Genomic DNA, 12542 nt, shown 5'->3' with positions numbered 1-12542 from the left:
GAGAACCCCGGAGTACACCATGAGCAACCCCACCGAGCCGCTGGCATTCCTCGATGACCAAAAGCACCCCGCCCCTGCCAGTCACCCGGTTCGGGTTGGCACCATAGTGTGGGGCGCCGTCGTCGTAGCCCTTGGCATCCTCGTCATCCTCACCAGGCAGGCCGGACTATCTCTTGACGCCGGGCAGACCGCAATCTGGCTCCTGCTGGGGGCGGGCGCGGCCATGGTGGCTGGCGGCGCCGTGAACCTCTTCAGGAAAAAGCAACCGTAGCCGCTCGGGGGATGAGAAACTGTCCATAAATCGAGCAAAAGTTGCCTCCATCACATGAACGCATAGAATGTTCAAGGAGAGGAGCTCAATGGTGCGCTCGAGTACACATTGACCCCATCCCTCGAAGGACCTGAATTTCACATGAAGATCGGTATTCTCACCAGCGGCGGCGACTGCCCCGGCCTGAATGCGGTTATCCGCGGCATTGTTTTGAAGGGCATCAAAGTGCACGGCCACGAGTTCGTCGGTTTCCGTGACGGCTGGCGCGGCGTGGTTGAGGGCGACATCATGGACCTCCCCCGCCAAAGTGTGCGCGGTATTTCCAAACAGGGTGGCACCATTTTGGGCACTTCCCGCACCAACCCGTTTGAGGGTAACGGCGGGCCCGAAGTCATCAAGGCACACATGGAACGCCTCGGAATTGACGCCATGATCGCCATTGGCGGCGAAGGCACCCTTGCAGCGGCCCGCCGCCTTACCGACGCCGGGCTGAAGATCGTGGGAGTCCCCAAGACCGTCGACAACGACCTTGACGCCACCGATTACACATTCGGTTTCGATACGGCCGTGCAGATTGCCACCGAGGCAATCGACCGTCTGCGCACCACCGGCGAATCACATCACCGCTGCATGATCGCCGAAGTCATGGGCCGTCACGTTGGCTGGATCGCCCTGCACGCCGGCATGGCGACGGGCGCCCACGCGGTGCTGATCCCCGAGCAGTCAACCAGCATTGAGCAGATCGTCGAATGGGTCAACGAGGCCCACGACCGTGGCCGCGCCCCCCTGATCGTTGTGGCTGAAGGATTCGTCCCCAGCCATCAGGACGCCGCCCATTCCGAACGCGGCCTTGACACCTTTGGCCGTCCCCGCCTGGGTGGCATTTCCGAGCAGCTGGCCCCGGAGATCGAGGCCCGCACCGGCATTGAAACCCGTGCCACCATCCTCGGACACATTCAGCGTGGCGGCGTCCCGTCCAGCTTTGACCGCGTCCTGGCCACCCGCCTGGGCATGGCAGCCGTCGACTCCGTGGTGGAGGAACGCTGGGGCACCATGGTTTCCCTCAAGGGCACCGAGATCGAGCACGTACCGTTCGAGGCCGCCCTGGGCAACCTCAAGACCGTTCCGCAGCACCGCTACGACGAGGCCGCCATCCTCTTCGGCTGACACCCCACCCGCCCCTCCCTGTGCCGACGCGTCCGCGTCTGGCCAAGGAGGGGTTGGGGAGTAGCGTTTAGCCCATGACCTTTGATTTGAGTTCGGCCCCGATTGTCCGCCTCGCATGGGAACGCGGGCTAAATCTGCCCGCGGACTCGCTAGTGATGGGCGCGGACCGCACCCGCATCACCCACCCAGTGGAGGCTGCCGAGCTCACCTTCATCCGGTTGTGGGATCAGGCCATCCTCACCGGTCCGGCCGCCGTCCTTGACGCCGTGGCCGCGTGCAGCGACGATGAATTGAGCGACCACGCCTTAATGCTGCGCCTCACCCGCGACTTCGGCGGGCGCGGGCACGGTACCCAAACCTTGTACTACGCCGACGACCTGCCGGTGCGCCAGCCAGCGGGCACCATCACGGTCTCCCATGGCAATCCGGAGGCCGTTGCACTGGAGTCTTTGTGCCCGCCAGACGATGTGAACGACGTCGGACTTGGCTCGCTACCGCACAAATTCACGCTCATGGGCACCCCTGCTTCACCGGAAGAAGATGCTCACGACGCCGGACCGGTCGCCACCAGCGCTTACGCCGAGTACCAGGGGTTGCTGGCACGGATGGGCACCCTGGTTGCTCCGGCCTACAGACGCCAGGGACTTGGCTTGTTGGCAACGAGCATTGCCGCCCATGAGGCGTTGGCTGCCGGGCTGATTGTGCAGTGGCAGGCGGATGTAAACAACGCATCCGCCCACGCACTGGCACTGTCCACGGGTTTTATTTTGGCTGGTCTACAGACGTCGGTTTCACTTCAAAGTCAGCATAGATAGCGTCCACGGCGCGCGGCTTGCTGAAGAAGATCACTGCCGCGGCACCGATCAGCACAACGGCCGCCGGCAAAATGATCGATTGCGACATGGCAGTGGAGAATCCGGCCCGCAAGAACTCTGGCAGCTGCCCCGATGCTCCGGAGGCTCCCTGGCTGGCACCGGCTGGCATTTCTGCGGCCAAACGCGAGGTGATCAGCACGGCGATGGCTGCGCTGCCCAGAACCGAGCCGATCTGCCGGGTGGTGTTGTAAATGCCGGCGCCTGCACCGGCCTCGCGCGGACCCAGGTTGCGGGTGGCCGACGTCGACAAGGGCGCCCAAATGCCGGAGCTGGCGATGCCCAGCAGGCCGCTGGGGAGCAGGAACAGCCAGATGGGTGTATCCGGGCTCATCAAGGCCGAGGTCCACAGCAGGGAAACCGACATCAGGATGAAGCCGACAAACGCCACATAGCGGGGATTGACCACGTCAACCAGCTTGCCCACGAAGGGTGCCAGGATGCCGGAGAACAGGGCCATGGGGATCATCATCAGGGCCGACTGGGTGGGGGTCATGCCCCTGACCAGCTGGTAATAGAAGAAGAGCGGCAGGCTCATGGCGGTGATGCTGAAGCCCATGCCCGAGATAGCGATGTTGGCCAGGGAGAAGTTGCGTACCTTGAACAAATTCAGGGGAACCAGCGGCTCGCCCTTGTTGATGGCCTGCCAACCAATGAAGAGGCCAAGGAAGACGATACCGGCAATGATCAGGCCCCAGACGGAGATGGGCCCGGTGATGGTGCCCCAGTCGTACTTGGCTCCCTCCTGGATGCCGAAGACGAGCATGAACAATCCGATGGAGCTCAGCGCGACTCCCAGCAGGTCGAACTTGTGGTCGTGCGTCTTGAGGCTGGGAACCAGGCGCCAGGCCATGACGAATGCCACGATGCCCACGGGCACGTTGACAAAGAAGATCCATTCCCAGCCGAGACCGTCAACCAGGACACCGCCAAGGATGGGTCCCACCAACATGGCAACACCGGCTGTGGCACCCCACAGGCCCATGGCCGGTCCGCGCTTGTCCGGTGCGAAGATGCGCGTGATAACAGCCATGGTTTGCGGCGTCATCATCGCCGCACCGAGGCCCTGCACCACACGGGCGATGATCAGAGTGCTGATGTCACCAGAAAGTCCGCACCACAACGACGCCAGGGTGAAGATGCTCAAGCCGATGAGGTAGAGGTTTTTGGGGCCGTACTTATCCCCTAGCCGGCCGGTGACAAGCAACGGCACAGCATAGGCAAGCAGGTAGGCGCTGGTGACCCAGATGACCGAGTTGATGTCGGTATGCAGGCCCTCCATGATTTTCGGATTGGCCACCGAGACGATGGTTGAATCGACAAGAATCATGAAGAAGCCCAGCACGAGGGCCCATAACGCGGGCCACGGTTTTGCCACGGTTTCCATGGGTGGTTCCTTAATCTAGAAAAATGTAGGTTGCAAAAAGTTTGTTCACCAGGAAAGTGTGCCGTCGGCGATGTCCGAGCACAGGGTCCTCAGCCATTGAATTTCGGCGGTTAGTAGCGTCCGCTGGTAGGAGATGTCGATCAGATAGCGCGCCTGAACGCCTTTGGCCTCGGCTTTTGCGGCGCCGTCGCCCAGTTCGGCCAGGTCCGCCGTCAAGGAATGGACCCGTTGTTCCAAAAGCTCAACGACGACGCCGGCAGGCAGGTTGTGTGCCTCGCCCAAGGCCTGGGGGAAACTGGGGTATTCATTCACCGGGGTGGACAACAAGTCCTTGATGCGCTCCGCCAAGACGGTTAGCCCCAAGGGAAGAACCGCGTAGGTGGTCCGCTCGGGCCTGTTTCCATCCCGCTCGGTGCCCACCGGTTCCACCAGTCCGGCAGCGGCTAGCCTGCCGACCGTGTGATAGAGCGTGCCCGGCCGAACTTTTACCACCCGATCCTCATGACGTTGCATGAGCACCTGGTACATCTCGTAGGGGTGCATGGGGCGCTCAATGAGCAGCCCCAGTGCGCATATGCCCAGCGGCGTCAATTGCGTATTTTTGGCCACGTCTGCACCTCTCCCGATTATTAGTCCACGAGAATTATTCCACGTGGACTAATGGGGAACAAGAGTCAGCGTCTGTGACGCGCATCGTATTTAGCGTGGCGCCCGGAGGAAGCCGGTGGCCCGTCCCACCACTTGTCCGGCGTCGGTGGCCACGATCAGCTCCTGGGCGGCAATGTACTTCTCCCCGGCGTCGTCCACTGTCAGGTTCTGGTCCGGATCCACCGTGCGCTTGATCATGGCCAAGGCGATGGGGCCCATCTCGAAGTGCTGAGCAACACTGGTCACCACGCCCACCTTGCGGTCGCCGGCAAACACTTCGCTGCCGGGGGCCGGGATGGTGTGCTGGGAACCGTCCAGCTGCAAGAAGACGAGCCTCCGGGGAGGGTGGCCCAGATTATGCACGCGGGCCACAGTTTCCTGGCCCTTGTAGCAACCCTTGGACAGGTGCACCGCGGTGCGCAGCAGATCCAGCTCATGGGGAATTGATTTATCGTCCGTCTCCGCCCCCCGCCGGGGCCGCCAGGCAGCAATGCGCAGCGCCTCGGCAGCCCACGCACCAGCCAGCGGGCGGGTGCCCACGGTGCTCACCAGCTCGGCCGCCGGGATCAAGTATTCGTGCCACGGCCGTTCCAGACCGGGGTGTTCTGCCTCATCAATGGCAGCGTAGCTGTAACCTCCGGCGCCAATGTGAGGCCACGGGTCAGTCCACTTCAGCAGCGATTCCCACTCCGGGACCTCAACCACTGAGCCCACCACCGCCCAGTCCGCGGATACATCGGCGACATCCACGCGCAGCATGAACTTCATGGAGGTCAGCCAGGCAGCTAGAGGTGCCGCTTCCTCGGTCTCCACGATCAACCAGACAGTTTCCCCGTCATCCACCACCCGGGCATCGTATTCGATGCGGCCCTGGATGCTCAGCAGCAACAATTCTGTGCTTGTTTTCGGGGGCAAGGAGGTGAGGCTTTGCGAGGAGAGCGTGTTTAGCCAGCTCAAACGGTCGGTGCCACTGACGGTCACAACACCGCGGTGGGAAAGATCCACGACGGCCGTGCCCGGCTTGCCGTTGTACCCGGCCAGCAGCCGCTGTTCCTTGTTCGGGTCCCCATAGTGGGCGGCGACGCCGGCATCCAGGCCGCCAGCCTGCACGGCTCCGTGGCGGTTTAGCAAAGGACTTAAATAGCTCATAACGGGTGCAACGCCTTCTTTGGATGGGCTATTCCGTGCAAGTGCTGGGCCCGTCGAGACCGCCGCAGCCTGGCTAGGAGATTTTGCGCAGGGCTGCGGAGGCGTGGGCTTCTAGCGATTTTCCGTCCGCGGCTGCGTCCCAACGCCAGTAGAGTTCGCCGTTGACCAGACCAAAGATGCGGGTGGCGGCCTTGTAGTCCTTGGCCCCGGCACCGCGCATGACGGCGTCGGTGGAGAGTTGAATCTGCGGACCCTTGATGCTGCCGTAGTACAGCTCGGCAATGCCGCCGGGATGCAAGATGGTGGCCATGATATCGAAGCCGCCATCGGCGTTACGCAAGGCCTCGACGTCGTCGGCTGTCCTCAACGCAGGCACAATGTCGGCGGGGACCATGCCCGGTCCACCATCGGCGTCGTTCATGGTCCTGTCAAGCTGCCAGAAACCGGTTTCCACCGACAGGGGTCGCAGAACGGTGCCCTGCTCATCGGTGAGCCAGGACTCCGCCGTGTATTGCAGGTAGGGCAGGCCGTTGGTGGCGAAAGTAGCCGTTTGGGTGAAGTATTCGGCATCCGCTTCACCGGCACCCAACCGGCCGTTCCCACTCCACGTGCCAAGCAGCCAGGACAGGGGAACCAGCTCGGGCGTCAGGTCCGTGGGGATCTCAATTGCCATGGCAGGTTACTGCTGGCCCTTGAACAACCGCCACACCACCAGACCAGCAAACCAGGCCATGGTGACACCGGCGATGGCAAGCAGGCAAATAAAGAAGATTTCTAAGGCAAGTACGCTCATAATGCCATCCTACAGTGATCTTTGAGGCGCCTACGCTAAGAGCAGTTTTTCCACGAAATACACCAGCGCGCCTAGGGACATGATCGGCGCCAGTGCCGACGCGCAGGCACCAAAGAAACTGCGCGAAGGCCCGGCCAGGGTTCGCAATCGGTGGAAGCTGGCGATCACTGCGGCAACGACCGCGCCCAGGATTGCTGCGGGAAAGATGCGAACATCGGAGAACAACAATGCAGCCAACGGACCGCCCAACGCGCCCAGGACGATGGCCAGCGGCGCCGCCACCCTATCCGGCCATGGCAGGACCCCCACCAGGAGTGCGAGCGCTGCACTGATGGCAACGATCAGTGTCAGGCCCGGCTCGCCCAGAAACCTGAAGGAGGCAACCCAGCCGCTGGCAAATCCGGCCATGGCCACGCCGGCACCAGCCCCGAGTGTTGATTCAAGGCGGCGCGCCTGCCCCGTGCCCCGGATCAGCTGCACCACCATGATGGCACCAAAGCCCACGGCAATAATGATGGGCGTCCAGACCATGAAGTTCGCATCCCTGGTCAACCCAACCGTCAGTGCCGCACCGGCACCAGTCAACGCCGTGACAGTGCCAAGGGTTTTCTTCGCCGGAATGCCCAGGTAGTGAGGCCAGCCCAGGCCAAAGGCGATTGACAGCGCGATGCCAACCCCGACGCTAAAGCCGAGGCCAAGAAAGTGCCCGGAGACAATAGCGGCGAGTGCAAGGATTGAGATGAGGGCCGTAATTGATGACTTCACACACCAATCCTGCCTTACTCCTCGCGGTACACTGTGGAACAACCCTTGGCTCGGGTGCGTTTCCTCGCAAGCTTGCGCGCGGAAATGCGGCCCGTTCCTTATCCGGTTGACCAGTGGTTCGTCGCTCAAAGATGCGCATCCCGCACTTTGGAGGAAATCTTGTCCCAGATCTTGATGCTGACCAACAACCACGGCAGTTCCGTGGAGATCCTGCCTGCCCTTGAACTACTCAGCCACTCGGTCCATATCCTGCCGGCCGTGCCCACCGCACTCCTTGACGCGAAACCCTGCGATGTCATTATGGTGGACGCCCGCAAGGACCTGGCCAGCTCACGCTCCCTCACCCAGCTACTGCGTGCAACGGGTATCAGCGTCCCGCTCCTGCTGGTTCTGACTGAAGGCGGCATGGCCGCCGTATCCGCATCGTGGGCCGCCGACGACGTGGTTCTGGACTCCGCTGGCCCGGCCGAGGTTGAGGCCCGGATCCGCCTGGCATTGACTCGGACTTCCGACGCCGAGGAGAGCGTAAACCAGGAAATCCATGCCGCCGGCGTGGTCATCGACGAGGACAGCTACACGGTGCGTGTTCACGGCAAGGCGCTGAATCTGACGTACAAGGAATTTGAGCTCCTGAAGTATCTGGCCCAGCACCCCGGCCGCGTTTTTACCCGGGCTCAACTTCTCAACGAGGTATGGGGATACGACTACTACGGTGGAACCCGCACCGTTGACGTACACGTACGGCGCCTGCGGGCGAAGCTGGGTTCCGACCATGAGAACTTGATCAGCACTGTGCGCAACGTGGGCTACCGCCTCACCATTGCCAACATGCCCGACGGCGAAATGGCCGACGCCTAGCCTGTCTGGGAAAACAAAAGGCCCACTTCCATGCTGGAAGCGGGCCTTTTATGTTTGGTGGAGGACATACGGGTCGAACGTATCGAGGACACCCCACTGGTGCATCCCCCCAGAAAACTACTGCCCTCAAACTGTAGGGCAGCATCGGCGCTGAACGCAAACCGCGTCATGTCCTGGCAGGCGGCGGATGGACCCCGGAGGCAGTTTTGCCAGTGCGCGTCTCGCGTTCGGGTGCACACCCCTACTAGGCTGTGATCATGAGCCCCGCAAAGACTGGCAGCTGGCCCGTCACGGTAATCCCGGGTACCCCCGAACCCGATGCCCTCCGCGACATTTTCTCCGTGGTTGACGCCGCCGAAGACACTGACGGAAATCCGCCTTTCTCCGAGCAAACCTTGGTTGAGCTGAAGTCCAAAAACGCCGGCACCCACAGTCTCCTGGTCTTGACGACGCATGCACCTGCAGAGAACTCTGTCACTGAAGGCGAAGACCTGGCGGGAGTGGCCGTCGTCGTGCTCAATGGCAGCGAAGGCGTGCTGGAGATCGCAGTGCACCCGGCCTACCGCAATGAGGGTGTTGGCGCCATGCTGGTGGACAAATTGAAACAGGTGCGTGGGCTGCACGGCCTGAAGGCGTGGTCGCACGGGGGCCACGAGGCGGCCGCGGACCTTGCCGCGAGCTACGGGTTCCGGGCCATCCGTGAGCTGTGGCGGATGCGTCTTGTCCGGACAGGGCCGTCGGATACGCCAGCTAGCAACTTTTCAGTGCCCGACGGCGTACGGTTGCGTACCTTTGTGCCGCACCAGGACGAGGCCGCGTGGCTGGCCGCCAATGCCGCAGCCTTCTCCCACCACCCCGAACAGGGTGCCATGACCCTGGCCGATTTGCAGGCACGCATGGCCGAGCCCTGGTTTGACCCCAACGGCTTCTTCCTGGCCGTCGATGACAACGATCAGATCCTTGGCTTCCACTGGACCAAGGTCCACCCGGCCCGCGCCGGGCAGGAAGCCATCGGTGAGGTCTACGTGGTGGGTGTTACTCCGGGGGCGCAGGGGATGGGGCTGGGGAAGACCCTTACCCGCCAGGGCATCGAGTACCTTCAAAGCGCGGGACTGCAGGCGATCATGTTGTACGTGGATGCCGATAACGACGCCGCCGTGGCGCTATACCGCAAGTTGGGGTTCACCAAGTGGGACTCCGATGTCATGTATGGACCCATGTCTGCGTCCTAGCACTCCATCCCGCAGGCGGTTCATACGCCACGTTGCGGGCACGGCTTGTAATGTTGATCCAAGGCAGCACCGACTATGAGGATTTATCGATGAAACGCGAATACACGGGACCGGTACAGACCGCGGCGTCGTTTGGCCGGGAACGCTTTGGCTCAGGCGAGGTCCCAGCGGCCCGTGCCACGCAGGACCGGATCGACATCCCCGAATTTGAGCCGAACCTCATCCCCGAAGGCGACATCAGCCCCGATAGGTTCCTTGACCGCGAGCTGAGCTGGCTGGCGTTCAACGCCAGGGTTTTGGAGCTGGCCGAAGACCCTAACCTTTTCCTGCTTGAACGCGTGAACTTCCTATCCATCTTCGCCTCCAACCTGGACGAATTCTTCATGGTTCGCGTGGCCGGCCTCAAGCGCCGCATTGCCACCGGCCTTGCCGTGCCCTCCCCCGCCGGGCTGAGTCCCATCGAGGTGCTGGAACAGATCAGCAACGCCGCCCATGAGCTGCAGGCCCGGCACGCCCACGTCTTTGCCAGCCAGATCCGCCCGGCCTTGGCCTACGAACACATCCATCTGGTGCATTGGCAGGAGTTGGATGAAACGGCCAAGATTGCCCTCAGCAACATGTTTGCCGAGAAAATCTTCCCCATCCTCACCCCGCTGGCCGTTGACCCCGCCCACCCCTTCCCCTACATTTCCGGGCTGTCCTTGAACCTGGCCGTTGTGGTGCGCAACCCGGTCAGCGACAAGGAGCTCTTTGCTCGCGTCAAAGTTCCGGATCTGCTGCCGCGCCTTGTTTCCGTGGACGGACCGCGCGCTGGAACGGTTCCGGGCAGGGTGGCCCGCTTCATTCCCCTCGAAGAGGTCATTGCCGAGCACCTGGACCAGCTGTTCCCTGGCATGGAGGTCCTGGAGCAGCACACGTTCCGCGTGACCCGTAATGAAGACCTCGAGGTTGAAGAGGACGACGCCGAGAATCTCCTGCAAGCGTTGGAGAAGGAACTGCTGCGCCGCAAGTTCGGCCCGCCGGTCCGCCTTGAGGTGACAACGGATATCAACCCGAACATTTTGGCCTTGCTGATTCGTGAACTGGACATTGAGGACACGGAAGTTTATTCACTTCCGGCACCCCTTGACCTGCGGGGCCTGTCAATCATTGGCGGCATCGACCGCAGCGATTTGCGCTATCCCAAGCATGTTGCCCACACCTCTCGCGACCTGAACGAGTCCGAGACGTCCAAGGCCGCCAACGTGTTTGCGGCCATGCGCCGCCGGGACATCCTGCTCCACCACCCTTACGATTCCTTCTCCACCTCGGTGCAGGCGTTCTTGGAGCAGGCAGCCGCCGACCCCAAAGTCAGGGCCATCAAGCAGACGCTGTACCGCACCTCCGGGGACTCCCCCATTGTGGACGCGCTGGTGGACGCCGCCGAGGCAGGCAAACAGGTGCTGGCGTTGGTGGAGATCAAGGCCCGCTTCGATGAGCAGGCCAACATCTCATGGGCCCGCAAGCTGGAACAGGCCGGGGTTCACGTGGTGTACGGCATTGTGGGGCTAAAGACGCACTGCAAGCTTTCCCTGGTGGTGCGGCAGGAGCAGGACGGGCTGCGCCGCTACTGCCACATCGGCACCGGCAACTACCACCCGCGGACGGCCCGCTACTACGAGGACCTTGGCCTGTTGACGGCCGACAACCAGGTGGGCGAGGACCTGTCCAAGCTGTTCAACCAGCTCTCCGGCTACGCCCCGAAATCAACCTTTGACAGGTTGCTGGTGGCACCGCGTTCGGTACGCTCGGGATTGATTGAACGCATCGACGCGGAGATTGCGAACAAGAAGGCCGGACGCCCAGCCCAGGTACGTTTCAAGGTCAATTCGATGGTGGACGAAGCCATCATCGATTCCCTCTACCGCGCCTCCCAGGCCGGTGTTGACGTGGGCGTCATTGTCCGGGGCATCTGCTCCCTGCGCCCGGGCGTTCCGGGGCTCAGCGAAAACATCACTGTGCGCTCGGTACTGGGTCGCTTCCTTGAGCATTCACGCGTGTTCACCTTCGCCAACGCTGGCGACCCCGTGGTCTACATTGGCTCCGCCGACATGATGCACCGCAACCTTGACCGCCGGGTGGAGGCCCTGGTTCAGCTCTCCAACAAGGAAGACATTGCCGAGGTCAACACACTCCTTGACCGTTATCTTGACCCCGGCACCTCCAGCTGGCACCTCGACGTCGACGGCGTATGGACCCGCCGCCACCTGGACCCCGACGGAAACCCGCTGGATGACGTCCAGTCCTGGTTGCTGGCCAACCGTTCGCGTCAGCGTTCAACCCTCCGCCGGTAATGCGCAGCACCGAACATTTAGACGAAGTAGCGCCCGACGACGGCACCGAAGTGTCCGTGTACGCCGCCGGAGCCCTGTGCTGGCGTGTGAAGAAGCGGAAGCTGGAACTGCTGCTCATTCACCGGCAACGCTATGATGACTGGTCCTGGCCCAAGGGCAAGCTGGACAAAGGTGAAACACTTTCCGAGTGCGCCGTGCGCGAAGTGTATGAGGAAGTAGGCCTGCCCATTACCCTGGGCATTCCGCTGCCCACCATTCGCTATGCGGTCAAGCCCGGCCTGAAGGAAGTCCATTACTGGGCTGCCGCAGTGGACGACATGCCGCCCATGCCAGATGGCAAGGAGGTGGACACGGCGGTCTGGTGCAGCCCGAACAAGGCGCGCGGGCTGCTCTCCAACCCCTCAGATATTGCACCGTTGGACGCTCTGATTGCCGCTCATGAGGCCAACGCGCTGGCGACCTGGCCCCTGCTGATAGTGCGGCATGCCAAGGCGAAGCCACGCTCGGCATGGACCCGGGCCGAGGGCGATCGCCCGCTGGCAGCAACGGGCAAGCGGCAGGCCTTGTATCTTCAACGCCTGCTCATGTCCTGGCACCCGGGCAAGATTCTCACTAGCGGCTGGATGCGGTGCATTGCCACCATCTCCCCCTACGCCCAAGCCACCAAGGCCAAGGTCAAGGTGGTGCCCTGTCTAACCGAGGCCGATCACAAGCGAAACCCGGCCAAGGCTGGTGCCGTGGTTGAACGGTTGCTGGCCAAGTCAAGTGCCGTGGCGGTATGCACGCACCGTCCGGTGCTGCCCACCATTCTGGCGGCCTTGGCAACCCATATGGACCCGGCACTGGCCGCCACCTTGCCCATAGCAGACCCGCACCTGGCCCCGGGCGAGGTCCTGGTGGCCCACGTCTCCGTGGCCGAGCCTGGCCGGATTCTGGCCATAGAGCAGCACAAGCCTTACGAGGACTAATGGCCTGAGGGGTCCCACGTTGTAGCAATTCGACATGTTCTTCCCCATCTGGGGCCTCGCGTACGTAACATTGAAGCGAATAAGGGATTTCGCTTGCCA

12 protein-coding genes are annotated in these 12542 nt (G+C 62.4%); 7 read left to right on the top strand and 5 right to left on the bottom strand.

Annotation, left to right across the window (positions count from 1 at the left end; translation table 11 throughout):
- Positions 1-19 precede the first annotated feature (19 nt).
- From CXQ94_RS02400 to CXQ94_RS02390, 3 genes are all read left to right on the top strand, one after another.
- Positions 20-271, top strand: a complete 252-nt coding sequence (locus tag CXQ94_RS02400) for a hypothetical protein (RefSeq protein WP_258066562.1) — start codon at positions 20-22, stop codon at positions 269-271.
- 141 nt (positions 272-412) lie between these two features.
- On the top strand, positions 413-1438 hold the full coding sequence (locus CXQ94_RS02395; RefSeq protein WP_104086618.1) for a 6-phosphofructokinase: 1026 nt from the start codon (positions 413-415) through the stop codon (positions 1436-1438).
- Between the two features lie 74 nt (positions 1439-1512).
- Positions 1513-2253, top strand: a complete 741-nt coding sequence (locus CXQ94_RS02390) for a GNAT family N-acetyltransferase (protein WP_104086617.1) — start codon at positions 1513-1515, stop codon at positions 2251-2253.
- Here the strand turns inward: CXQ94_RS02390 and CXQ94_RS02385 are convergent.
- The 5 genes from CXQ94_RS02385 to CXQ94_RS02365 form a co-directional block, all read right to left on the bottom strand.
- A complete protein-coding gene (locus CXQ94_RS02385; RefSeq protein ID WP_104086616.1) occupies positions 2201-3697 on the bottom strand; it encodes a DHA2 family efflux MFS transporter permease subunit in 1497 nt (498 codons plus the stop codon). The two genes, CXQ94_RS02390 and CXQ94_RS02385, sit on opposite strands and share 53 nt — an antisense overlap.
- A 45-nt stretch (positions 3698-3742) precedes the next feature.
- A complete protein-coding gene (locus tag CXQ94_RS02380) occupies positions 3743-4306 on the bottom strand; it encodes a PadR family transcriptional regulator (protein WP_104086615.1) in 564 nt (187 codons plus the stop codon).
- A 90-nt stretch (positions 4307-4396) separates the two neighbouring features.
- Complete coding sequence (locus CXQ94_RS02375; protein WP_104086614.1) at positions 4397-5494, bottom strand: folate-binding protein YgfZ; 1098 nt, start codon at positions 5492-5494, stop codon at positions 4397-4399.
- Positions 5495-5567: 73 nt separating this feature from the next.
- Positions 5568-6167 carry an FABP family protein gene (locus tag CXQ94_RS02370; protein WP_104086613.1) on the bottom strand — a complete coding sequence of 200 codons (600 nt, stop codon included), beginning with the start codon at positions 6165-6167 and terminating at the stop codon, positions 5568-5570.
- Between the two features lie 150 nt (positions 6168-6317).
- Positions 6318-7052, bottom strand: a complete 735-nt coding sequence (locus tag CXQ94_RS02365; protein ID WP_104086612.1) for a permease — start codon at positions 7050-7052, stop codon at positions 6318-6320.
- A 159-nt stretch (positions 7053-7211) separates the two neighbouring features.
- On the opposite strand from CXQ94_RS02365, the gene CXQ94_RS02360 reads away from it, so the two are divergent.
- The 4 genes from CXQ94_RS02360 to CXQ94_RS02345 all read left to right on the top strand — a co-directional run bounded on the left by CXQ94_RS02360 (position 7212) and on the right by CXQ94_RS02345 (position 12443).
- The gene (locus tag CXQ94_RS02360) at positions 7212-7910 is read left to right on the top strand and encodes a response regulator transcription factor (RefSeq protein ID WP_104086611.1); all 699 of its coding nucleotides are present in this window, start codon (positions 7212-7214) and stop codon (positions 7908-7910) included.
- A 257-nt stretch (positions 7911-8167) separates the two neighbouring features.
- Positions 8168-9142: a mycothiol synthase gene (gene mshD, locus CXQ94_RS02355; protein WP_104086610.1), complete on the top strand. Its 975-nt coding sequence runs from the start codon at positions 8168-8170 to the stop codon at positions 9140-9142.
- A gap of 89 nt (positions 9143-9231) precedes the next feature.
- The gene (locus CXQ94_RS02350) at positions 9232-11475 is read left to right on the top strand and encodes an RNA degradosome polyphosphate kinase (RefSeq protein WP_104086609.1); all 2244 of its coding nucleotides are present in this window, start codon (positions 9232-9234) and stop codon (positions 11473-11475) included.
- The gene (locus CXQ94_RS02345) at positions 11475-12443 is read left to right on the top strand and encodes an NUDIX hydrolase (protein WP_104086608.1); all 969 of its coding nucleotides are present in this window, start codon (positions 11475-11477) and stop codon (positions 12441-12443) included. Before CXQ94_RS02350 ends, CXQ94_RS02345 begins: the two co-directional genes overlap by 1 nt.
- Positions 12444-12542 lie beyond the last annotated feature (99 nt).

It is taken from the genome of Arthrobacter sp. GMC3 (genome assembly GCF_002929305.1).
GTDB lineage: Bacteria > Actinomycetota > Actinomycetes > Actinomycetales > Micrococcaceae > Specibacter.
This window is presented reverse-complemented; position numbering and strand designations above follow the sequence as displayed.

Coding starts and splice junctions, on each gene's coding strand:
- mshD (WP_104086610.1), top strand. CDS start 8,168: ATGAGCCCCGCAAAGACTGGCAGCTGGCCCGTCACGGTAATCCCGGGT.
- CXQ94_RS02395 (WP_104086618.1), top strand. CDS start 413: ATGAAGATCGGTATTCTCACCAGCGGCGGCGACTGCCCCGGCCTGAAT.
- CXQ94_RS02370 (WP_104086613.1), bottom strand. CDS start 6,167: ATGGCAATTGAGATCCCCACGGACCTGACGCCCGAGCTGGTTCCCCTG.
- CXQ94_RS02390 (WP_104086617.1), top strand. CDS start 1,513: ATGACCTTTGATTTGAGTTCGGCCCCGATTGTCCGCCTCGCATGGGAA.
- CXQ94_RS02400 (WP_258066562.1), top strand. CDS start 20: ATGAGCAACCCCACCGAGCCGCTGGCATTCCTCGATGACCAAAAGCAC.
- CXQ94_RS02350 (WP_104086609.1), top strand. CDS start 9,232: ATGAAACGCGAATACACGGGACCGGTACAGACCGCGGCGTCGTTTGGC.
- CXQ94_RS02375 (WP_104086614.1), bottom strand. CDS start 5,494: ATGAGCTATTTAAGTCCTTTGCTAAACCGCCACGGAGCCGTGCAGGCT.
- CXQ94_RS02345 (WP_104086608.1), top strand. CDS start 11,475: ATGCGCAGCACCGAACATTTAGACGAAGTAGCGCCCGACGACGGCACC.
- CXQ94_RS02385 (WP_104086616.1), bottom strand. CDS start 3,697: ATGGAAACCGTGGCAAAACCGTGGCCCGCGTTATGGGCCCTCGTGCTG.